Raw genomic sequence first — 23,220 nt, 5'->3', positions numbered from 1 at the left:
TGTTAATGCTTGCTGCGCAGTTTCTTTCTGAGAGTGTAGGCTAGATTGGAGAGGTGGTAAAGAGGATTAGTTGGCAGGTTAAACTCACCAGCAAATTCCTCAATCGTCGGATTGAACTTGGATTTAAAGCTGTAGAGACCGCCCTTGAGATCGTTTTCGATTCCGCCCATATTTTGCCAATCTGCTCCGCGCTCAAAAGCATGTTTTGCTGTTTCATACCAAGTGATGATGGCTGGCTGATAACGACGGTACTCCTCGTCCATTCCGGCATAGATATTTTCAGAGGTCTTGCCATATTCTAAGACCAGTGTGCCAGACAGGGGAACGACAGCAGCACCTTGGCTGATTTTGTCCTGCAGAAAGTCAATCTCTTCTTGGAGGCGTTTCTGTTCTTGCTGGTTATTCTCAATCTTGCCGGGCTTGGTTTTCTCGGTAAATTTCTCTGATTCTTTAAGTGTCTTGGCCAACTGAGTTTGTAAGTCTTCCAAGCGTGCCTTTAGATCAATGCTGGATAAGGTGACATAGGAATGCTCAGGATAAGTATCCAAGAGTTTTTGGTAATAGTCTTTTCCACGCAGGTGGATGTTTTTTCTGTTTTCTGTCTTTTTCATCAAGGCTGAAAAGTCATCCAGTAATTCTGCTCCGCCAAATTGGATTTGGATGCCTTTGTTACGGGCTGTGCGAATAGCCTGCCGAGTACTCTTAGAAAGCAGATCCTCGCTGAAATCTTCTTTATGGATATTGGCCTGCAAGCGAGGCTGGATGGTTTCGTCCAGAGACTCAGTCCGTCCGACCCAGACAGTTCCTGCTTCCTGTAACTGTTGAATCAGCTCAACCGTCTCTGTATTGTCTTGCAATTCAGCACCCATCTTGCTTTCTGCCAGAAAGAGGCTAGGGTCAAACTTGACAAAGAGCGCTTTTTTCTCCTTGGCAAATTTCTTGAGCGAGGCCAAAACAAAGGTCAGCAGCTCCTTGTCACCATAGTCCATGATGGGACCGCGCGGAATATAAAGCATGGTCATCCCTAAGGGCAGTGGCTTGATCAGGACACTGGCTGCAGCAACCAAGCGGTCGTCTTTATAGAAGCCCAAGCGCTCATTGGCCCAGTTATCCTTAATCTGAGCCCAGGCTGAACTCTGCAGAAGATTGGCCTGGGGATGAGCTGTGACAAAATCGTCGTGTTCCCGAGCTGAAATTCCAATTTTGTAACTAAACATTATTTTAAAACCCACTCTCTAATAGCGTGTGCTACGCCGGATTCGTCGTTTGATTTGGTGATATACTTGGCGATTTTCTTGAGTTCTTCCTTGCCGTTTTCCATGACAACAGGAGAGCCGACGGCTTCCAGCATGGCGCGGTCATTTTCTTCATCACCGATAGCCATAGTCTGCTCCTTGCTTAAGCCAAGTTTTTCAGCCAGATGAAGGATAGCAGCCCCTTTATTGACAGTCTTTTTGACAATTTCCAGATAGAAAGGAGCTGATTTAACCAGTGTATATTTTTCAGCTAATTCCGGTGGCAGCTTAGCAATGGCCGCGTCCAAAATTTCCGGCTCATCAATAAACATGCACTTGACGATTTCTTTATTGGCCATTTCCTCAGGTGTACGGTAGAAAATAGGCATGCTGACCAGATTGGACTCGTAAACAGTGTACTTGCCGATGTTACGATTGGCTGTATAAATGCCGTCCTTGGTGATGGCATGCATGTGGACACCTAATTTTCGCCCGAGCAGTTCGATATCCAGATAGTCGTCATAGGTCAGTGTTTCTTTGATTAATTCTTGACCTGTAACAGTATCCTGTACCAGTCCGCCGTTGAAGGTAACGACATAGTTGTCTGGCTGATTAAGTTCTAGCTCCTCAAGAAGCTTTTGAACACCTGCAATAGGACGGCCGGTTGCAATAACGATTTTGACACCAGCAGCCTTGGCATCCTGAATAGCGCTGAAGACTTCAGGAGTGATTTCTTTTTGGTTATTTAAAAGGGTGCCGTCAATATCAACGGCAACTAATTTAATAGACATGTTATTCTCCGTAGGTAAATTGGTCATTTTTGATATATTGCATAAAAGTCTGGTTTTTTTCGCTGAAAAGTCCGGTCTCTGCCAGCATTTCCTTGGGGAAGTAGAAGCGATTATCGCCCTGTCTGGTTCCAGCTAGCGAATGAACGATAGGAGACAGACTGGAAAGTTCTGCTAAGCTGCCATCTTTTTGCAGGATTTCTATCTGAGTCCGGGGTTTTTCAACGTCAGGCCGGTAGAAATCATAAGGCAAATCAAAATTACGATGGATAGCAGTATAGTAATCAGGGTCGAAACCAACTTGTCCAACTAGGTCTCGCATGATATCCAAATGCGCTTCGTTTTCCTGAGAGAAGACGATAGACTTAAAGACCTTGCGGTTGATAAAACGCTGAGCCAAGTCAGATAAAATCTTGTCTGGACTAGTCATCCAAACTTGGAAATAGGTATTCATAACACCATCATCCAAGGCCAGATAATTCTGCAGGGTCACTCTGTTTTCAAAGAATGGAATGAGATTGGGCGATGACAGCGCAAAATAATCCTTCTGAGCTGGATAGAGAAACTTGGCCCGCTTGAGCAGATTTTGCAGCAGAACTTCCATAGCACGGCTAGCTGGGTGGAAATAGACCTGCATATACATTTGGTAGCGGCTGACTACATAGTCCTCCACCGCATGCATGCCATTGCGCTTGAAGGCGATGCCGTTTTCTACTGGACAAATCACTCGTAAAATTCTGGTTAAGTCAAATTGCCCATAGGAAGCTCCGGTGAAAAAGGAGTCTCGTAAGAGATAGTCCATTCGATCCACATCAATCTGGCTGGAAATCAGCTGGACCACCTGCTTATTGGGATAGGTATGGTTAATAACGCTAGCTACCTTTTCTGGAAAATCTGGTGAAACCTGCACCAGTACCTGATGAATCTCTGTTTCAGGACTGGTGATGATTTGCCGCGTAATGTCCTCGTGATTGGTATCAAAGAGGCGCTCAAAAGTGTGTGAATAAGCTCCGTGCCCCAAGTCATGCAGGAGAGCGGCTGTCATGGTCAGCAGGCTTTCGTGGCTGTCCCAGTTGGATTGGTATTTTTCATTGAAAATCTTGGTGATGCGCCGAGCAATCTCGTAAGCTCCCAGACAATGCGAAAAACGGCTGTGCTCCCCGCCGTGGAATGTATAGCCGGAAGTACCCAGCTGTTTGATGCGGCGCAGCCGTTGAAATTCTTTAGTATTGATTAAATCATAAATAACCTGATGGTCCACATGAACATAATTATGAACCGGGTCCCGAAATACTTTTTCAATCATGTTACCATTATACCACAAATCATAGTAGGAAAAAAATCAAAGCTGCAACTGAAAGAAGAGCAATTTTATCCTTTTTTTGATAAAATAGGGAAAGAAAAAGAGAAACGAGATGAAGATGCAAATCAGAATAAAAAATCACATCCAGCTGGACGGGCATACCGAGCTAATCGATCAGGTCTACGATACGGACTGGACGCAAAAAGGAGACTTTCATTATCTGCTATACAAAAATGAAGAAGGAGAGAAAGTAGTTCTGAAGTTTCACGATAAAGAGCTGGTTATGACGCGTTTTTCTGAGCCTAAGTCCATCATGCGCTTCATCAGTCAAGGGCAGGCGTTGGTTGGTATCCATACACCTGTGGGCTTGCAGCAGTTTGTGACCGATACTTCTTTCTATAAGGTTGATTTTACTCAGCAGGTTCTGCAACTTCATTATCAGCTGAAAACTGTTGACAGAGAGCAGATTTTTGCTAGCTATGAAATGGAGATTAGCTGGGGTTAGCTGCTATTTTACGAGAAAACTCTTGAAAATCATAATGTTTCCCCTTGCAAAAGCTTGAAAATTTGGTATAATAGTTTCTAACTCAAGGGAGTAGCTAACGGAATAACCGTTACAAGGTCGTCAATACGAAAGAAATTTCCGGCCTTGTATGAAATAGCGAGACTTGTTAATAAACAGGTCTCTTTTTTGTTTCTGACTTTTTGGATATGACTGATGCGGCTCGAGATGATAAGTCGTAGTGGTCAGAAAAGTTCAGAAATAAAAGAGGCCAAGAGGAGGAATACATTGTCAAAAGAACAAAAGCGCCAAGCTTTTTACACTCAGAGTCCTGAGGAAATTTTCAAAACTTTGGACGCTTCAGAGCAAGGTTTGTCCAGTCAAGAAGCAGCCAAGCGTTTAGCTGATTATGGCCGCAATGAACTGGATGAAGGGGAGAAAAAATCTCTCTTAATGAAGTTTTTGGAGCAGTTTAAGGATTTGATGATTATCATCTTGTTGGTAGCAGCTGTCTTGTCTGTTGTCACATCAGGTGGTGAAGATATTGCAGATGCTTTAATCATCTTAGCTGTCGTAATCATCAATGCCATCTTTGGTGTCTATCAGGAAGGCAAGGCTGAAGAAGCGATTGCGGCTCTCAAATCCATGTCCAGCCCAGCTGCGCGTGTCCTGCGCGATGGCCATGTCACAGAAGTAGATTCTAAGGACTTGGTACCTGGTGATATCGTTAGATTGGAAGCTGGTGATGTTGTCCCAGCAGATATGCGACTTTTAGAAGCTAATTCACTGAAAATCGAAGAAGCGGCTCTGACAGGTGAGTCTGTGCCGGTTGAGAAAGATTTGACTGTTGAGGTAGCTGCAGATGCTGGTATTGGCGACCGGGTCAATATGGCCTTCCAAAACTCAAATGTGACCTATGGTCGTGGGGTTGGATTGGTTGTCAACACAGGGATGTATACGGAAGTCGGTCACATCGCGGGTATGTTGCAGGATGCGGATGAAACGGACACACCACTCAAGCAAAATCTTAATAGCCTGTCTAAGGTTCTGACCTATGCTATCTTGGTGATTGCTGCAGTGACTTTTGTAGTTGGTGTCTTCATTCAAGGGAAAAATCCACTGGATGAGCTGATGACCTCTGTAGCCTTGGCAGTTGCCGCTATCCCTGAAGGTCTGCCTGCTATCGTTACCATCGTGCTGGCTTTGGGAACTCAGGTTCTGGCTAAGCGGAATTCGATTGTCCGTAAGCTTCCGGCTGTTGAGACTTTGGGATCAACTGAGATTATCGCTTCAGATAAGACTGGTACCCTGACCATGAATAAGATGACAGTCGAAAAAGTCTTTTATGACGGAGTCCTGAATGAAGCTGGACAAGATATTGAACTTGGCTTGGAGCTGCCTCTCTTACGTTCAGTTGTCTTAGCCAATGATACTAAGATTGACCAAGAAGGAAAGCTGATTGGTGACCCAACAGAAACAGCCTTTATCCAGTATGCTTTGGACAAGGGCTATGATGTGAAGGCCTTTTTAGAGAAATATCCTCGTGTAGCTGAGCTGCCCTTTGATTCAGACCGTAAGCTCATGTCTACTGTCCATCCATTGCCAGATGGGAAATTCCTTGTGGCAGTAAAGGGAGCACCAGATCAACTCTTGAAACGCTGTGTTGCCCGTGATAAGGCTGGAGATGTTGCAGCGATTGATGATGCTACTTCACAGCTGATTAAGTCTAACAACTCAGAGATGGCTCACCAAGCTCTGCGCGTGCTGGCTGGTGCTTACAAGATTATTGATGCAGTTCCGACTGACCTGACATCTGAAAATCTAGAAAATGATTTAATCTTTACTGGTTTAATCGGTATGATTGACCCAGAACGTGCAGAAGCAGCAGAAGCTGTTCGTGTAGCCAAGGAAGCAGGTATTCGTCCGATTATGATTACTGGTGACCATCAGGATACAGCTGAAGCTATCGCTAAGCGCTTGGGTATCATCGAAGAGGGAGATACTGAAGACCATGTCCTGACTGGTGCAGAGCTCAATGAGCTTTCTGATGCAGAATTCGAAAAGGTTGTTGGCCAATACTCTGTCTATGCCCGAGTTTCTCCTGAGCATAAGGTTCGGATTGTCAAAGCATGGCAAAACCAAGGTAAGGTCGTAGCCATGACAGGTGATGGTGTTAATGATGCACCAGCTCTGAAGACAGCTGATATCGGTATCGGTATGGGTATTACAGGTACAGAAGTATCTAAGGGTGCCTCTGATATGATTCTGGCAGATGATAACTTTGCGACCATCATTGTAGCCGTGGAAGAAGGACGTAAGGTCTTCTCTAATATTCAAAAGACCATCCAGTATCTCCTTTCAGCTAATACAGCTGAGGTGCTGACTATTTTCTTAGCAACCCTCTTTGGTTGGGATGTGCTGCAGCCAGTTCATCTGCTTTGGATTAACCTAGTAACGGATACCTTCCCTGCCATTGCTCTGGGGGTTGAACCTGCTGAGCCAGGTGTCATGAGTCATAAGCCTCGCGGCCGTAAGTCTAGCTTCTTCTCAGGTGGAGTGATGAGCTCTATCATCTATCAGGGTGTCCTGCAAGGGGCTTTGGTTCTGGCGGTTCATGGTTATGCTATCTCTAATCCCGTCCATGTCGGTGATATCAAGGCTATCCATGCGGACGCTCTGACAATGGCCTTTGCAACGCTTGGTCTCATCCAGCTCTTCCATGCTTACAATGTAAAATCTGTTTATCAATCTATCTTTACAGTTGGGCCATTCAAGTCTAAGACCTTTAACTGGTCTATCTTGGTTTCTTTCATCCTATTGATTTCAACTATTGTAATTGATCCACTGGAAAAGATTTTCCATGTGACCAAGCTGGACTTGTCACAATGGTCAGTAGTTCTGATTGGTAGCTTTGCCATGATTGTCATTGTTGAAATTGTTAAGTTCATCCAACGTAAATTAGGTATGGACAAGAATGCTATTTAACAGCAAAAAGTCATCTGCGGATGGCTTTTTTGCGTACAAGGCGGTATAATCAAATTCAAAGAAAGCAACTCGAAAGGAGGTTGAAAGTATGTATCAAAATTTACGAAAGAAGTTGGAAGAAGTTTCTGCTTTATATTATGAGGAAGAAATCTTATGGTTACTGGATCATATTGGTCATCCAGAAGCGACAATCCGTGATGAGTTAGTCTTTTCGTCCTTAGCAAGGGGACTTCAAGATGACCTGTTTTCAGCTGAACAGTTTCGTTTCTTGGCTCAAGAAGCAGTCAAAAGACAAGGACTTTTTTACAAGAGTGATAAAAATGGTCAAGCCACCTTAACACGTTCCTTCACGGCTTTACTTTATGCCAATCTCTTAAACTGTGATGGTAATCCAAACTCTTCGTATTATCAGGCTCTATCAGTGCAAGGAAGAAAATATTTACTAGATAAGGGGCTAACCTACCTGTCAGTAGAAAGAGACACAAGGGGTTACTCCAGGAAATACGGTTGGGTTCATGCCTTCGCTCATGGAGCAGACTTATTGACAGAAGTGGCTTGTCACCCGGACTTTCCCTCTAGCAGGATGACAGAGGTTTTAGAGGTCATTCATCAAGCTTTTAAAAGAGTTTCAGTCCGTTTCGGAAATGATGAGGATTGGCGCTTATCCCAGGTGCTATATCAAGCTGTCTTAAAGGAAAAACTATCGCAGCGTGAACTTAGACTATGGCTTCAATCACAGAGTTTTCCATTGGAAAGCAACCAAGACTTCATTGCTTTTTCCAATTTTCGCTCCTGCTTATTAGAAGTCTATGTGCAGTTGGACAGCAAAAAACAACTCTCAGATGAGCTGAGAGCTGCAATTCAACATTTCCATTACTGAACTTCAATTACTGTTAAAGCATCTCGCAGTTCGTCTGCCAGGTGTTTTTTCTTATAGTCTCGGAATTCAACTAAATCTTTAACAGCATTATAACGCTTGTGCAGGCGGTACATCTGGGGAATCTTATACTGAGGAAAGTCATTGAAAAAATTCCGAGTCAGTTCCCATTCACGAATGTAGCCCAGAGGACGCATATGATAGCGGACACCTTCGATAACACGGCTTTGGTGGCGGTGATGAAGATGGCCGAAAACAACCTCTTTCACCCCGTATTTGACAAAGAGCCGATGAAAAGCTTGGCTTCCTAGGAAGGCGTTGAAGCGCTGGAAATAGGGATGGTCGTATAGAAAGTCTTGATGGGGGACAAAATGCAGAGCAACAATAATGGGACCATCTAAAGTCATCAGCAGTTTTTCTAACTCTTGCAGCGTCTGAGCTGTAATGCTAGGGTCGTCGAGTTGGCGCTCCAATCTGCGGTCAAACCAGAAGTTGGTCTTGGTTCTCAGATGTTCTTCTTTGCTTTTTTCTGGAACAAAGCTGTAGTCATACCAGCCAGAAAAGCTGACGAGCTTGGTCTGGCCGAAATGCTGCACCTGAAAATCATAGTCCTTAATTTCTTGCTCAGAGAGGCCCAGCATATCGTGGTTTCCCAGATTAAAAGAAAGGGGAATCTCTTGCTTCAAAGTTTCAAGAAAGGGCAAACTGATCTTGGTCAGGTCGTTGGACAAATCCCCTGCGATGTGTAGGTGGCCAATCCCTTCCTCTTTTAAAAGCTGGCGAAGAGCTTGGTGCTCAAAATCCCCAAATTGATTGGAATCCAGATGGAGGTCGCTCATAAATCCGATTCTTGTCATGGTTTTAGTCTAGCATATTTTTCAAAACTTGAAAATGCTTAAGGCCCTATAGAGTGCCTCCCTTTTATCTGAACACCTTATAAATTTTTGTAATTTTGTATTTCGTTTATCCATGGACGAAGTCTAGGAAGTCTTGAAATAATTCTTCCAACCCCATGTCATTATATTACTTTTCTAACAATTAGGTGACAAGGAGTCGCTTGTCTTGCCTAGCTAGGGAAAATCCGATAAAATGTAAGCTGCTGAATGTGAGATTAGGCAAACTGTTTAATTTATGTTATAATTAAACGATATGTGAAAAGAGGTATTTATGGACATTTCAGAAATTCGTCAAAAGATTGACGCAAATCGTGAAAAATTAGCTTCTTTCAGGGGGTCTCTTTGACTTAGAAGGTCTGGAAGAAGAAATTGCCATCTTAGAAAATAAGATGACAGAACCCGACTTTTGGGATGACAACATTGCAGCCCAGAAGACATCTCAAGAGCTGAATGAACTCAAGCAAACCTATGAAAATTTCCATCAGATGACCGAGCTTTTTGATGAATCGGAAATCTTGCTTGATTTTCTGGCTGAAGATGAGTCGGTTCAGGGTGAGTTGGAAGAAAAGCTGGCTGAACTCGAGAAAATGATGACCAGCTATGAAATGACCCTGCTCCTATCTGAGCCTTATGATAATAACAATGCCATCCTTGAAATTCACCCGGGCTCTGGTGGTACAGAGGCCCAGGATTGGGGAGATATGCTGCTGCGTATGTATACACGCTTTGGCAATGCCAAGGGCTTCAAAGTTGAGGTCTTGGACTATCAAGCTGGAGATGAAGCAGGCATTAAGTCGGTGACACTTTCATTTGAAGGACCGCACGCTTATGGTCTGCTCAAGTCAGAAATGGGAGTCCACCGTTTGGTCCGGATTTCGCCATTCGACTCAGCTAAACGTCGTCATACTTCCTTTACCTCAGTAGAGGTCATGCCGGAGTTGGATGACACCATTGAGGTGGAAATTCGCGATGACGATATTAAGATGGACACTTTCCGTTCGGGAGGAGCCGGCGGACAGAACGTCAATAAAGTTTCTACTGGTGTGCGACTGACCCATATTCCTACGGGAATTGTGGTGCAGTCTACCGTTGACCGGACTCAGTATGGAAACCGCGATCGGGCGATGAAGATGCTACAGGCTAAGCTTTATCAGCTAGAGCAAGAGAAACAAGCAGCCGAAGTCGACTCACTCAAGGGAGATAAGAAGGAGATTTCCTGGGGCAGCCAAATCCGCTCCTATGTCTTTACGCCTTATACTATGGTCAAAGACCATCGGACCAGTTACGAAGTAGCACAGGTGGACAAGGTGATGGATGGAGATTTGGATGGTTTCATCGACGCTTATTTGAAATGGCGTTTGAACTAGGAAATGTAAGAGATTAGAATTAGATTGAAAGGAAATTTCAATAGATGTCAATAATTGAAATGAAAGATGTTGTCAAGAAGTATGGCAACGGGACCACTGCCTTGCGTAGTGTGTCTATTAACGTAGAACCTGGGGAGTTTGCCTATATTGTAGGTCCTTCAGGAGCGGGGAAGTCAACTTTTATTCGTTTGCTTTACCGGGAGATAAAGCTGGATAAGGGAAGTCTGAAAGTAGCTGATTTTGACTTAGCTAAGATTAAGAAGCGAGATGTTCCAATGCTGCGCCGTCAGGTTGGAGTCGTCTTTCAGGACTATAAACTTCTTCCTAAAAAGACAGTGTATGAGAATATTGCCTACGCCATGGAAGTTATCGGTGAACGCCGCCGCAATATTAAAAAGCGGGTTATGGAAGTGCTGGATCTGGTTGGTCTTAAGCATAAGGTCCGCTCATTCCCTAATGAGCTTTCCGGTGGTGAGCAGCAGCGGATTGCCATTGCGCGTGCTATTGCTAACAACCCTAAAGTCCTGATTGCGGATGAGCCGACAGGAAACTTGGACCCAGATAATTCTTGGGAGATTATGAACCTGCTGGAGCGGATTAACCTTCAGGGAACAACTGTCCTGATGGCAACCCACAACAGCCAGATTGTAAATACTCTGCGTCACCGCGTTATTGCTATTGAAAATGGCCGTGTGGTACGTGATGAAGCGGAAGGAGAATACGGATACGATGATTAGAAGATTTTTTCGTCATTTGATTGAGTCGCTTAAGAGTCTTACGCGGAATGGTTGGATGACTGTAGCGGCTGTCAGCTCGGTTATGATTACCTTGAGCTTAGTGGCTGTTTTTGCTTCAGTAATTTTAAATACAGCCAAGTTGGCAAATGATATTTCCAATAATGTCCGCGTCATGGTATACATGCGTAAGGATGTTTTCGATAATAGCGAAACGATTGTAAAAGAAGGTCAAACAGTTCAGAATGAAGACTATCACAAGGTCTATGATGCTCTGACTTCTATGAAAAATGTAGAGAAGGTTACTTTTTCTAGTAAGCAAGAGCAGTATAATAAGCTAACAGAGACCATGGGTAGTGAGTGGGATGTTTTTGATGAAGAAAATAATCCTCTTTACGATGCTTATATTGTTGAGACCAAGGCACCTAAGTATGTAGAATCTGTTACAAAAGATGCTCGTAAGATTGATGGTGTTTCAGAGGTTCAAAATGGGGGTACCAATACCAAAAATCTCTTTGCGTTTTCTAATTTCATCCAAACATGGGGATTGATTGGGACAGCGCTTCTGATTTTCATTGCTATCCTTCTCATTTCCAATACTATTCGGATTACCATTATTTCCCGAAGTCGCGAGATTCAAATCATGCGCTTGGTTGGTGCCAAGAATAGCTATATCCGCGGACCATTCCTGTTTGAGGGAGCATGGATTGGCTTGTTAGGAGCAACAGTTCCGTCACTTGTAGTTTATTTGACATATGGTATAGCCTACCAGACTATGAATAAGAGCTTGGTAGGTCAAGGACTTTCTATGATTGATCCAAAACTCTTTAGTCCGATTATGATAGCAGCACTCTTTGTGTTGGGAATTCTTATCGGATCATTGGGGTCTATCATCTCTATGAGACGCTTCTTGAAGATTTAACAAATCATAAAAAAACAGAGTTTGAAGAATTTCAAACTCTGTTTTTGTTATAGGTATTGCTTAAATGGCTACTGAGCTAAAAATGGATTAAAGATTTTTTCATGTGAAATAGTGGTATCATGACCATGACCAGGATAAACAGCGTAGTCTTTGGGCAATACCAGAAGTTTCTCACGAATAGACGTCAATAATTGCTCCATGTTTCCAGTCGGCAGATCCGTTCGTCCGATGCTTTCCCGAAAGAGGGCATCACCTGTCAAAACAAGGCGGTCATCTGGAAAGACTAGAGAGACACCTCCGATGGAGTGGCCGGGTGTTGCAAGCACATAGAAGTGAAAGCCTCCAAGATCATAGTCTGTCTCGTAGGAGAAAAACTCCTCTGCTGGTCGACAGATAATATCATCCATATCGGCATGGCGCGCCAGACCAGATAGGTTATCTGTCGGTGTGTAGAGCCAGCTGCTTTCACTCTCAGCCACATAGACAGGTGGGGCAGCATAGTGCTCCCGGACCTTTTCTAAACTCATAATGTGGTCATAATGGGTATGGGTCAAGAGTATAGCAATCACAGGCTTGGCGAGTTCCTCCAGCTTGCGTTCAATCTTTTTCCAGTCACTGCCAGGATCGACGATTAGGAGGCCTTGATTATTTTCTAAGATATAGGTGTTTTCAAATGCAACAAGGTTGATAATTTTATGAATCTTCATTTGATTTCCTCGGAAAATGTATTCTGCTATTGAGTGTAACAGAAAAGAAAATTTTTTGCACAGAATTGCTTTCTAGGCTAGGGCTGAAAATTTTCAGATGTCTCAGAATGGCTTTTATGATATAATCATAGCAGTATGACACAAAATGATTATAAGTATGCCGTTGTGGACTTGGAGGCTACAGGAACGGGCAGCAATGCAAAGATTATTCAGATTGGCATTGTTCTGATTGAGAATGGAATCATCACCAAGACTTATGAAACAGATGTCAATCCTCATGAGGAACTGGATGAGCATATCAAAGAGCTGACGGGATTGAATGATGAGCGGCTTGGCCGAGCCCCGGAGTTTTCTCAGGTAGCAGCTGAGGTATATGAGCTGATTCAGGATGCGATTTTTGTCGCTCATAATGTCAAGTTTGATGCCAATCTACTAGCGGAGGCCCTTTTCTGGGAAGGGTTTGACTTGCTGACACCGCGTGTGGACACGGTAGAGTTGGCTCAGGTCTTTTACCCTACCTTTGATAAATATTCCTTGGGTAATCTCTGTAATTTGCTGGATATTTCTTTAGAAAACGCCCATACTGCGCTGGCAGATGCTCAAGCAACGGCTCAGCTATTTTTAAAAATACAAGACAAAATCAAGAGCCTACCCAAGGCCTTGGTTGAGAAAATGCTAACTTTGGCTGACAGCATTATCTATGAGTCGCGCTTGGCTATCGAGGAAGTTTATCAGACGATGCCGGATCAGCAAGATAAGGAACTGCAATCCTGGCATGGTATTTTCCTGCGACGTTCCCAAAAGCTGACTTCGGAAAAGAAGCTGTCGCAGGATTTCCTCACCAATCTATACCTGCTAGGCTTAGAAGAGCGGTCTGAACAGCTCAAATTTGCTCGTTTTATGGAGGAAGCTCTGGACCAGCAGGAGCCTAGTTTTTTAGAGGCGCAGACAGGCTTGGGCAAGACTTTTGGCTACTTGCTGCCTATTCTATCTAGAGGTCAAGAAAAAGTACTAGTGACGGTTCCGACTAAGATCCTGCAGGACCAGCTGCTGCAAAAGGAAGGGCGATTGTTGGAGGAAGTATTTGGTATTTCCTTTCACAGTCTCAAGAGTCCGGAGAATTATCTCAAGCTGGACCATTTCTATCAGACACTGGACAGGGAATATGACAACCGTTTGGTTAATCGCTGCAAACTGCAACTCTTGGTTTGGCTGACAGAAACCAAAACGGGTGATTTGAATGAAATCGGACAGGCTCATCGCTTCTCAAGCTACTTTAATGAAATCCGTCATGATGGCAAGCTAAGCAAACATTCTCTTTTTTATGAGGAAGATTTTTGGCGGTTGGGACAGGTCAAGTCAGCTACTAGTCGAGTCGTGGTTACCAATCATGCATACCTGCTGACGCGTTTAGAGGATGACCAGTCTTTGCTGGACAATCGTATTCTAGTAGTTGATGAAGCTCAGAAGATGTTTTTCGCCTTGGAAAGCTTCTCTCAGTCCAGTATAAATCTAACTAAAACGCTGCAGCAGATAAATCATCTCCTTCAGGAAGAAGGGAAACTTCTGCAGCAACGGCTTTTGCAAAGCATTCAGTTTGAGCTGGCTGATGCCGCAGAGAAGCATCGCAAGAAAGCATCAGAGCTAAGTCCGGAAAAGATTTCCCGACTTCTTCAGGATGTGTCCGAGTTAAAGACAAGTTCATTGCCTGAGCTGCAGCACTTGTTCAGTGGCAAATACCAGTATTATTGGTTGGTTGATGAAGTTTTGGCAGATCATCGCTTGATGACTCTGCATGCTGGCCGTTCAGAATTGCTGCATTTTACAGACTTTTTGCCTGAAAGGGCCAAGGTTATCTTGGTTTCGTCTACTCTGGAAATCAGCTCAAAGGTCAATCTGGCGCAGTTGCTAGGCTTTGAAAGTTATCATTTTTACAAGCTGAAAAGCAAGAAGAAGCCACTGCAGAAGCTCTTTTTAGATGAAAGTTTTCCAGCAGTAGTGGATTTGTCAACTGAGGATTTTGCTCGAGAGATTGTTGCTTGCTTGCGAGAAGTGACGGAACTCGGTCTGCCTATCGTCGTCCTCTTCACCTCTAAAGACTTGCTTTTAACTGTTTCGGACTTGCTGGCTTTGCCGCATTTGGCCCAATATAAAAATGGCGATGCCGGCAATATCAAGCGGCGTTTTGATAGAGGAGAGGCAGGTATCCTTTTGGGCTCTGGCAGCTTCTGGGAGGGGGCTGATTTTGCTGAGCAAGATCAGATTATTCAGTTGATCACTCGGATTCCATTTGACAATCCCAAGGATTTCTTTGTACAGAAGATTAACAGCCGCTTGAAAGCGGAAGGTAAGAATGCCTTTTATGATTATCAACTGCCTCTTGCCATCTTACGGCTTAAGCAGGCTATTGGTCGAACCCGTCGCAATGAGCATCAGAAGTCAGCTGTTATTCTTTTGGACAATCGCATTTCTAGTAAACGCTATGGCAAGCAGATTCAGCATCATCTATCACAATTGGCTTCTTTAGATATTCTGCCAGAGGCAGCCATTATGCAGGAATTACAAGCCTTTTTTGACTGAAACTATCTGAAATCAGCTGATTTTTATTGGCTGATTTTTTAGGTTCATTCAGATTTTTGGGACAAAATTTGTTATAATGAGAGGCATAGGAAAGAAGGGGTGTTCGTGAAAAAATATTTACCAGGAATTCTGTTATCCTTTGGCATAGCAGCTGTTTCTATCTTTTTAGGCGGCTTGCTTCCCTTGATAGGCTCTAGTGTTTTGGCTATTGTCTTTGGGATTGTTTTGAACAACAGCATGAAGCTACCGGCTGCTTTTCAGGAAGGACTCAGCTATTCGGGGAAGAAATTGCTGCAGTATTCCATCATCTTTTTGGGATTTTCCATGTCCATTGGTCAGGTTTCTGAGACAGGGATTTCTTCTCTTCGTATCAGTCTTATTACGATTCTGATAGCCTTTCTGGCAGCCTATCTGGCTGGCCGTTTCTTTAAGATGAATCGTGTCTTGACTATTTTAATTGGTTTTGGAACAGCCATCTGCGGTGGCTCTGCCATAGCGGCTGCTTCACCAATCTTGGAAGCTGATGAAGAGGAAATCGCTCTGTCTATCTCCACTATTTTCTTTTTCAATATTTTAGCAGTATTCATTTTCCCTTTTTTAGGGCATTTGCTGCAGATGTCGGATGCATTTTTCGGGACTTGGGCTGGAACAGCCATCAATGATACTTCGTCAGTAGTGGCAGCAGGCTATACATATAGCTCGTCAGCTGGAGACTTGGCGACCATTGTTAAGCTTAGTCGGGCCCTGATGATTGTACCGGCCTGCTTGCTCTTCGCAGCTTATCGCTATATCAAGTCTAAGAAGTCGTCACAAAAGACAAACTTGAAACAGATTTTTCCTTGGTTTATAGCTTGGTTTGTCCTAGCTTCACTTATCAGCAGTCTTGGATTTCTACCTGCTGCTGTCATCCCTTATACAAAATTCATTTCTCAGTGGCTGATGGCTATGGCCTTGGCAGCTATTGGCGCAAAGGTTTCCTTTAAGCAGTTTAAGCAAGCAGGAGCAGCGCCTTTGCTGACTGGTGCCTTTGCTTGGTTTTGCGTCGCTGTTTCTAGCTTGATTATCCAGTATTTTTTCTAAAAAGGAGGGACTATGCCCTATCAAAGACGGACGTTTGAGTCTCGGATTGATTATAGTTTAATTTTGCCTGTTTTGATGCTGCTCTCAATCGGTGTTGTGGCTATTTACATTGCTGTTAGTCATGATTATCCTGACAATGCCTGGCCCATGGTTGGTCAGCAGATTGCCTGGATTGCGGTGGGCTTCTTGCTCAGCTTTATCCTCATGTTTTTTAACACCAAGTTTCTCTGGAAAATTACGCCTTATCTCTATGTTTTTGGTCTTGGCCTCATGGTCTTACCACTGATTTTTTACAGTGAATCTCTGGTAGCCTCTACTGGTGCCAAAAACTGGATTGCTATTCGTGGTGTGACCCTCTTTCAGCCCTCGGAGTTCATGAAGATTTCATATATTCTCATGCTGTCGCGGCTGGTGGTCCATTTTCTCCAGCAGCACAAGCAGGATGAGCGAACCTTGGCTTTAGACTTTTTTCTGATTCTGAAGCTTGGGCTCTACACAGTGCCTGTTCTGGTTCTGTTAACTCTCCAAAGTGATTTGGGGACGGCTCTGGTTTTTGTTGCTATATACGGTGGCATCGTTCTACTGTCAGGTGTTTCTTGGAAGATTATCCTGCCGGTCTTTCTGACGGGAGTCTTGTTGTTGGGAGGATTTCTCTTTATCTTTATTTCTGATGGCGGTCGTGCCTTTCTGCATAATCTAGGCATGCCGACCTACCAAATCAATCGGATTTTGGCTTGGCTTCATCCTTTTGATTACGCTCAGACGACCACTTTCCAGCAAGCACAGGGACAAATCGCTGTCGGAAGTGGTGGTCTGACTGGCCAAGGCTTTAATGTTTCCAATCTCTTGGTGCCTGTTCGGGAAAGCGATATGATTTTCACCGTTATTGCAGAAGATTTTGGTTTCTTAGGTTCAACCTTGGTTATCATGCTCTATTTACTGCTGATTTATCGCATGCTCAAGATTACGATTAAATCCAACAATCAGTTTTATACCTACATCTCAACTGGCTTTATCATGATGCTGCTCTTCCATATTTTTGAAAATATTGGAGCGGTGACAGGAATTCTGCCTCTGACAGGGATTCCGCTGCCCTTTATCTCACAGGGGGGCTCTTCCATTATTAGTAATCTTATCGGAGTCGGTCTCCTGCTGTCCGTCTCCTATCAGAACAGCCTGACGGATGAAAAGAAGGAGCGAATTCCTGCTGTCCGCAAAAAAGTCGTACTGAAGAAATTAAAATAAACAGATAGCAAGTTTTTGACTCACAAATCAGATGGGATTTTGTGACTGGCTCATCTCAGAAAGGATATTTTCATGAAAAAAGCAGCTTTACTCTTAGCTCCCGGCTTTGAAGAAATCGAGGCCTTGACAGTTGTGGATGTCTTGCGCCGTGCAGGTCTTGTCTGTGATATGATTGGTTTTGCTGAATCAGTGACTGGCTCTCACGCCATCACTGTTCAAGCGGATCAGGTCTGGAAGGGGCGACTGGATGACTACGATATGGTCATTTTGCCAGGGGGGATGCCAGGATCGGCCAATCTTCGTGACGATGACCGCCTGATGCAGCTTTTGCAGGACTTTCAGCAGGCGGATAAATTCATCGCTGCCATCTGTGCCGCCCCCATTGCTCTTGACCGCGCAGGTGTCTTGACTGGTAAGTATTTCACTTGCTATGATGGTGCGCAAGACAATATTAAAAATGGAACTTACCGTAAAGAAACAGTTCTTGTTGATGGGAAGCTGATTACTAGCCGTGGTCCATCAACTGCCTTGGCTTTCGCCTATGAGCTGGTTCGCCAGTTGGGCGGAGACGCTGACCAGTTGGCTGATGCTATGCTTTATACAGATGTATTTGGAAATTAAAAATAGGCTGGGACTCAAACTATGTCCCAGCTTTTTTGAACCCTTATGATTCTTTGCCGTCCTCTATATGGAACGGGTTTAGAGCTGTTGAAAAGGACGAAACCAGCAGCCATTTTTAAATTTTGGATTCTTTGAGATATTTTGTTTAGAAAAAGGCTTGAAAAAAGTCGGAAAAGTGCTGGATTCGGGCAAATATTAGCCCCTTTTTCATGAAAATTATGGTATAATGAAAGGTATGAATTATCAAGATTACATCTGGGATTTAGGTGGAACACTCTTGGATAATTATGAAACTTCGACAGCAGCTTTTGTTCAAACCTTGAAAGAGTTTGGTCTGCAAGCTGGTCACGACGAAGTTTATAAGGCCCTCAAGGTGTCTACGGACTATGCAGTCCAGCAGTTTGCTCCCCAAGAAAAAGACTTTTTAAAGTTTTATAAGGCCAATGAAGCAGAAGAGTTGACTCACCCTGTCTTATTTGACGGCGCGGCAGACTTGCTTAGGCGGATTGTGGCCAAGGGGGGTCGGAACTTTCTGGTCTCCCACCGGGACAACCAAGTGCTGGAAATCTTGGAGAAAACGGCCATTGCATCAGCATTTACAGAAGTGGTGACATCGGCGAATGGCTTTCCGAGGAAACCCTCTCCAGACTCCATGCTCTATCTAAAAGACAAGTATCAGATTGCCTCTGGCTTGGTCATTGGTGACCGTCCGCTGGATATTGAAGCAGGGCAGGCAGCTGGCTTTGACACCTATCTCTTTGATAATATGCAGCATCTTGAAGAATTTATAGATATTGATTAGAAAAGGAACACTATGACAGAAGAAAAGCAGCAAGATATACAGGCCCAGGAATATGATGCCAGTCAGATTCAGGTCTTAGAAGGCTTAGAAGCCGTTCGTATGCGTCCAGGAATGTATATCGGTTCGACCTCCAAGGAAGGTCTTCACCATTTAGTATGGGAAATTGTTGACAACTCAATTGATGAGGCGTTGGCTGGTTTTGCCAGTCACATTCAGGTCTTTATCGAAAAAGACAATTCCATCACGGTAGTAGATAACGGTCGGGGAATTCCCGTTGATATTCAGGAGAAAACAGGCCGTCCGGCCGTGGAAACCGTCTTTACCGTGCTCCACGCCGGAGGAAAATTCGGCGGTGGGGGATACAAGGTATCAGGAGGTCTGCACGGTGTGGGCTCTTCCGTTGTAAATGCCCTATCCACTCAGCTGGATGTCCGTGTTTATAAGAACGGTCAGATTCATTACCAAGAATATCGTCGTGGTCATGTAGTCGCTGATCTAGAAATCATCGGTGAGACAGACCGTACTGGTACGACAGTTCATTTCACACCGGATCCAGAGATTTTCACTGAAACAGTAGAATTTGACTTTGAAAAGCTCAATAAGCGGGTACAAGAACTGGCCTTCCTCAATCGTGGTCTCAGAATTTCCATCACTGATAAGCGAGATGGAATGGAGCAGGTCAAGGATTACCACTATGAGGGTGGGATTGCCAGCTATGTCCAATACATCAATGAAAATAAGGATGTAATCTTTGAAACGCCGATTTATACTGACGGCGAAATGGACGACATTACGGTTGAAGTAGCTATGCAGTATACGACTGGCTACCACGAAACAGTCATGAGCTTTGCTAATAACATCCACACCCACGAGGGTGGAACACATGAGCAAGGCTTCCGGACAGCCCTGACAAGGGTTATCAATGATTATGCCAAGAAAAACAAGCTTCTCAAAGAAAACGAGGACAATCTGACTGGAGAAGATGTGCGTGAGGGACTGACAGCGGTCATCTCTGTCAAGCATCCTAACCCTCAGTTTGAAGGTCAGACCAAGACCAAGCTAGGCAATAGCGAAGTGGTCAAGATTACCAATCGTCTCTTCAGTGAAGCTTTCTCCGATTTCCTTTTGGAAAATCCTGCGGTAGCTCGAAAAATCGTTGAAAAAGGAATTTTGGCTTCTAAAGCAAGAATTGCTGCCAAGCGAGCTCGGGAAGTAACCCGCAAGAAGTCTGGCTTAGAAATCTCCAATCTGCCAGGTAAATTGGCTGACTGCTCGTCCAACGACCCGCAGGAAACTGAACTTTTCATCGTGGAGGGGGATTCAGCGGGTGGTTCAGCTAAGTCCGGCCGTAACCGTGAATTTCAGGCCATTTTGCCAATTCGTGGTAAGATTCTCAACGTTGAAAAAGCCAGCATGGATAAGATTTTGGCCAATGAAGAAATCCGCAGTCTCTTTACTGCTATGGGAACTGGTTTCGGTGCTGACTTTGATGTCAGCAAGGCCCGCTACCAAAAACTAGTCATCATGACCGATGCCGATGTAGACGGTGCTCACATTCGGACCCTGCTCTTGACTTTGATTTACCGCTATATGAAGCCGGTGCTGGAAGCTGGATTTGTCTATATCGCTCAGCCGCCAATCTATGGTGTCAAGGTCGGAAGTGAAGTCAAAGAATACATCCAGCCAGGTGCCAACCAAGAAGAAGAGCTTCAAGCTGCTTTGGCTCGCTACAGTGAAGGTCGCTCCAAGCCAACCATTCAACGCTATAAAGGGCTCGGAGAGATGGATGACCATCAGCTGTGGGAGACAACTATGAATCCTGAACATCGCTTGATGGCACGGGTTTCAGTGGATGATGCAGCGGAAGCTGACAAGATTTTTGACATGCTGATGGGGGATCGCGTTGAACCTCGTCGTGAATTTATCGAAGAAAATGCTGTATACAGTACGCTCGACGTCTAAAAAAATCAGAAAAATCAACCATTATGGGCAAAAATATGATATAATCATTATGTTTGCTTTATAGTAACAATGTGAAGGAGTTCTATATGTCTATTGGACTAGTTATTCTCGTTGCTGTGGTAGCTCTGCTTTTGGTTGTCGGCTATGGTACTGCAGTTTTGATGAGAAAGAGAAATGAAGCTTTACTTCAAAATTTGGAGGAGAGAAAAGAAGCACTCTATAATCTCCCTGTGAATGATGAAGTTGAAGAAGTAAAAAATATGCATTTGATTGGGCAGAGTCAGGTAGCCTTCCGTGAATGGAATCAAAAATGGGTAGACCTGTCCTTAAATTCATTTGCTGATATTGAAAATAATCTATTTGAAGCAGAAGGGTACAATAATTCTTTCCGTTTCATAAAAGCCAAGCATGCTATCGGCAATATTGAGAGTCAGATTGATTTGATTGAAGAAGATATCAAGATGATTCGTGCAGCCTTGGAAGATCTTAAAGAGCAAGAGTCTAAGAACAGCGGTCGTGTGCTCCATGCCTTGGATTTGTTTGAAAAACTGCAAACCCAGGTGGCGGAGAATGCAGACTCGTATGGGCAAGCCCTAGCTGAGATTGAGAAACAGCTGGAAAATATCCAGTCAGAGTTTTCTCAGTTTGTGACCCTTAATTCTTCAGGTGACCCGGTTGAAGCAGCTGAAATCTTGGATAAGGCAGAGGATCATATCCTTGCTCTGACACATATTGTTGAGAAAGTTCCTGCCATTGTCGAAGAGTTGACTGTGAAACTGCCAGATCAGTTGGAAGACTTAGAATCTGGTCACCGTAAGCTCTTGGAATCTGGTTATCACTTTATCGAAACAGATATAGAGTCTCGTTTCCAACAGCTTCACGCAAGCCTCAAACGCAATGAAGCTAATATTTCAGCCCTAGAGCTGGATAATGCTGAGTATGAAAATGAGCAGGCGCAAGAAGAGATTAACGCTCTCTATGAAATTTTTACGCGGGAAATTGACGCCCATAAAGTAGTGGAGAAGTTGATTAAAAACTTGCCTAGCTACCTGGCTCATACAAAGGAAAACAACCAGCAACTCCAAAAAGAGATAGAACGTTTATCTCAAACCTTCCTTATCTCTGATACAGAAACTTCTCATGTCAAGGAGTTGCAGGCCGAGCTTTCTGCCCAGGAAGATGTAGTACTTAGCGCGGTAGAAGATTCTTCTGAAACCAAGCAAGCTTATTCTGTGGTTCAGGAAGAGTTGGAAGCTATCCAAGAGCGTTTGAAAGAAATCGAAGATGAGCAGATTTCTCTTGGTGAAGCACTTGCAGAGATTGAAAAAGATGATGCCAACGCTCGCCAGAAGGTCAATATCTATGCTAACAAATTGCATACCATTAAGAGATATATGGAAAAACGCAATTTGCCAGGTATTCCAGACTCTTTCTTAGAAATTTTCTTCTCAACCAGCAATAATATTGAAGAGTTGGTAAAGGAATTGGAAGCTACACGAGTCAATATCGAATCAGTTAACCGTTGGCTGGAAATTCTAGGGAATGATATGGAGCAATTGGAAGAAGAAACCTATCGTATCGTCCAAGATGCTACCTTGACTGAGCAGCTGCTGCAGTATTCAAACCGCTATCGTTCCTTTGATGATAATGTACAGGCGGCCTTCAACAAGTCCTTGTATGTCTTTGAACATGACTACGACTATGCTCAATCTTTGGAAATCATTTCAAAAGCTTTGGATCTTGTCGAGCCAGGCGTGACAGAGCGTTTTGTGACATCCTACGAAAAAACACGCGAGAATATTCGTTTTTAAAAGAAGTTCCTTCGGGAACTTTTTTCTTTTACAAAGAGAACGTTAGAGAACAGTCAATAACAAGGATTCTGAGATTTCAATTTTTCCCAGCTTGTTTTGAAATAGAATTTCTTGTATAATACAAAAAATAGAAAGAATGAGGTCGGACAATGAAAACAGTCAAAGGCTTGTTAGTCATGGATGTAGATAGCACCTTAATCATGGAAGAAGGGATTGACCTGCTAGGAGAGGAGGCTGGTGTAGGAGCTCAGGTTGCGGCCATTACTGAGCGTGCCATGCGAGGAGAGTTGGACTTTGAAGCTGCCTTACGTGAGCGGGTGGCCCTTTTAAAAGGGCTGCCAGAGGATATTTTTGCTCGAATTGCTGAAAGGATAAACTTCACGCCAGGAGCCGAGGACTTGGTCGATGAGCTGCATAAACGTGGTTATAAAGTAGGCTTGGTGTCAGGTGGTTTTCATGAGACGGTGGACAGACTGGCTGAGCAGCTTGGAATTGACTACGTCAAGGCAAATCGTTTGGAAATTCAACATGGCTTTTTGACAGGCCGAGTCTTAGGAGAGATTGTCACTAAGGATACCAAGCTCGCCATGCTAAAAGCATGGGCGGCTGAAAATAAGTTTGAATTAAATCAAACAATTGCTATGGGAGATGGCGCCAATGATCTGCCTATGATTCGAGCGGCAGGGATAGGAATTGCCTTTATGGCCAAGCCTATAGTGCGCGAGCAGGCCCCTTATCAGATTCAAGAATGCAATCTCTATCGGGTCATTGATCTTTTAGACAATAGAAAAGAGTAGGAGAGA

General features: G+C 44.0%; 19 protein-coding genes. 14 read left to right on the top strand and 5 right to left on the bottom strand.

Annotation, left to right across the window (positions count from 1 at the left end; genetic code table 11):
• Positions 1–2: 2 nt before the first annotated feature.
• The 3 genes from FOC72_RS06045 to FOC72_RS06035 are packed head-to-tail and all read right to left on the bottom strand — an operon-like array spanning position 3 to position 3,329.
• Positions 3–1,217 carry an aminoacyltransferase gene (locus tag FOC72_RS06045; RefSeq protein WP_002895903.1) on the bottom strand — a complete coding sequence of 405 codons (1,215 nt, stop codon included), beginning with the start codon at positions 1,215–1,217 and terminating at the stop codon, positions 3–5.
• Positions 1,217–2,026 carry a sugar-phosphatase gene (yidA, locus tag FOC72_RS06040; protein ID WP_032914191.1) on the bottom strand — a complete coding sequence of 270 codons (810 nt, stop codon included), beginning with the start codon at positions 2,024–2,026 and terminating at the stop codon, positions 1,217–1,219. Before yidA ends, FOC72_RS06045 begins: the two co-directional genes overlap by 1 nt.
• A 1-nt stretch (position 2,027) precedes the next feature.
• Entirely contained in the window at positions 2,028–3,329 is a 1,302-nt protein-coding gene (locus FOC72_RS06035; RefSeq protein ID WP_002895900.1) for an HD domain-containing protein, read from the bottom strand.
• Between the two features lie 115 nt (positions 3,330–3,444).
• Here FOC72_RS06035 and FOC72_RS06030 point away from each other — a divergent pair, with 115 nt between their 5' ends.
• The 3 genes from FOC72_RS06030 (at position 3,445) to FOC72_RS06020 (ending at position 7,693) form a co-directional block, all read left to right on the top strand.
• Positions 3,445–3,831 (top strand): YwiB family protein, encoded by a 387-nt coding sequence (locus FOC72_RS06030; RefSeq protein ID WP_032913111.1) that lies wholly within the window; start codon positions 3,445–3,447, stop codon positions 3,829–3,831.
• 285 nt (positions 3,832–4,116) lie between these two features.
• Positions 4,117–6,813 (top strand): cation-translocating P-type ATPase, encoded by a 2,697-nt coding sequence (locus FOC72_RS06025; protein WP_032914189.1) that lies wholly within the window; start codon positions 4,117–4,119, stop codon positions 6,811–6,813.
• An 88-nt stretch (positions 6,814–6,901) separates the two neighbouring features.
• Positions 6,902–7,693, top strand: a complete 792-nt coding sequence (locus tag FOC72_RS06020) for a DUF2785 domain-containing protein (protein WP_002895895.1) — start codon at positions 6,902–6,904, stop codon at positions 7,691–7,693.
• Here the strand turns inward: FOC72_RS06020 and FOC72_RS06015 are convergent.
• Complete coding sequence (locus tag FOC72_RS06015) at positions 7,687–8,547, bottom strand: metallophosphoesterase (RefSeq protein WP_002895894.1); 861 nt, start codon at positions 8,545–8,547, stop codon at positions 7,687–7,689. The two genes, FOC72_RS06020 and FOC72_RS06015, sit on opposite strands and share 7 nt — an antisense overlap.
• Positions 8,548–8,857: 310 nt before the next feature.
• On the opposite strand from FOC72_RS06015, the gene prfB reads away from it, so the two are divergent.
• From prfB to ftsX, 3 genes are all read left to right on the top strand, one after another.
• Positions 8,858–9,953, top strand: a protein-coding gene (gene prfB / locus FOC72_RS06010) for a peptide chain release factor 2 (protein WP_097677707.1) whose coding sequence is annotated in 2 segments (ribosomal slippage) — positions 8,858–8,929 and positions 8,931–9,953 — 1,095 coding nt in all. Because the reading frame shifts where the segments join, the coding sequence is not laid out codon by codon here.
• A gap of 44 nt (positions 9,954–9,997) precedes the next feature.
• Positions 9,998–10,690, top strand: a complete 693-nt coding sequence (gene ftsE / locus FOC72_RS06005; protein ID WP_002895890.1) for a cell division ATP-binding protein FtsE — start codon at positions 9,998–10,000, stop codon at positions 10,688–10,690.
• On the top strand, positions 10,683–11,609 hold the full coding sequence (ftsX, locus tag FOC72_RS06000) for a permease-like cell division protein FtsX (RefSeq protein ID WP_002895888.1): 927 nt from the start codon (positions 10,683–10,685) through the stop codon (positions 11,607–11,609). Before ftsE ends, ftsX begins: the two co-directional genes overlap by 8 nt.
• Before the next feature lie 68 nt (positions 11,610–11,677).
• Here the strand turns inward: ftsX and FOC72_RS05995 are convergent, their stop codons facing one another.
• A complete protein-coding gene (locus FOC72_RS05995) occupies positions 11,678–12,316 on the bottom strand; it encodes an MBL fold metallo-hydrolase (RefSeq protein WP_002895886.1) in 639 nt (212 codons plus the stop codon).
• A 135-nt stretch (positions 12,317–12,451) separates the two neighbouring features.
• On the opposite strand from FOC72_RS05995, the gene FOC72_RS05990 reads away from it, so the two are divergent.
• The 8 genes from FOC72_RS05990 to serB all read left to right on the top strand — a co-directional run bounded on the left by FOC72_RS05990 (position 12,452) and on the right by serB (position 23,214).
• On the top strand, positions 12,452–14,896 hold the full coding sequence (locus FOC72_RS05990; RefSeq protein ID WP_002895885.1) for a bifunctional DnaQ family exonuclease/ATP-dependent helicase: 2,445 nt from the start codon (positions 12,452–12,454) through the stop codon (positions 14,894–14,896).
• Positions 14,897–14,995: 99 nt separating this feature from the next.
• Positions 14,996–15,976 carry a YeiH family protein gene (locus FOC72_RS05985; RefSeq protein ID WP_002895880.1) on the top strand — a complete coding sequence of 327 codons (981 nt, stop codon included), beginning with the start codon at positions 14,996–14,998 and terminating at the stop codon, positions 15,974–15,976.
• A gap of 12 nt (positions 15,977–15,988) precedes the next feature.
• Positions 15,989–17,221 (top strand): FtsW/RodA/SpoVE family cell cycle protein, encoded by a 1,233-nt coding sequence (locus tag FOC72_RS05980; RefSeq protein ID WP_002895877.1) that lies wholly within the window; start codon positions 15,989–15,991, stop codon positions 17,219–17,221.
• Positions 17,222–17,293: 72 nt separating this feature from the next.
• Positions 17,294–17,842 carry a DJ-1 family glyoxalase III gene (locus tag FOC72_RS05975; protein WP_002895873.1) on the top strand — a complete coding sequence of 183 codons (549 nt, stop codon included), beginning with the start codon at positions 17,294–17,296 and terminating at the stop codon, positions 17,840–17,842.
• Positions 17,843–18,077: 235 nt separating this feature from the next.
• Positions 18,078–18,644, top strand: a complete 567-nt coding sequence (locus tag FOC72_RS05970) for an HAD-IA family hydrolase (protein ID WP_032914317.1) — start codon at positions 18,078–18,080, stop codon at positions 18,642–18,644.
• A 12-nt stretch (positions 18,645–18,656) separates the two neighbouring features.
• The gene (gene gyrB, locus FOC72_RS05965; RefSeq protein WP_002895870.1) at positions 18,657–20,606 is read left to right on the top strand and encodes a DNA topoisomerase (ATP-hydrolyzing) subunit B; all 1,950 of its coding nucleotides are present in this window, start codon (positions 18,657–18,659) and stop codon (positions 20,604–20,606) included.
• Positions 20,607–20,692: 86 nt separating this feature from the next.
• Entirely contained in the window at positions 20,693–22,417 is a 1,725-nt protein-coding gene (ezrA, locus tag FOC72_RS05960; RefSeq protein WP_002895867.1) for a septation ring formation regulator EzrA, read from the top strand.
• A gap of 149 nt (positions 22,418–22,566) precedes the next feature.
• A complete protein-coding gene (gene serB, locus FOC72_RS05955) occupies positions 22,567–23,214 on the top strand; it encodes a phosphoserine phosphatase SerB (RefSeq protein ID WP_002895866.1) in 648 nt (215 codons plus the stop codon).
• Positions 23,215–23,220: the final 6 nt, after the last annotated feature.

The organism is Streptococcus sanguinis (assembly GCF_013343115.1).
Lineage (GTDB): Bacteria > Bacillota > Bacilli > Lactobacillales > Streptococcaceae > Streptococcus > Streptococcus sanguinis_H.
Note: the sequence above shows the minus strand (reverse complement) of the source record. Positions and strands in the feature narration are given on the sequence as shown.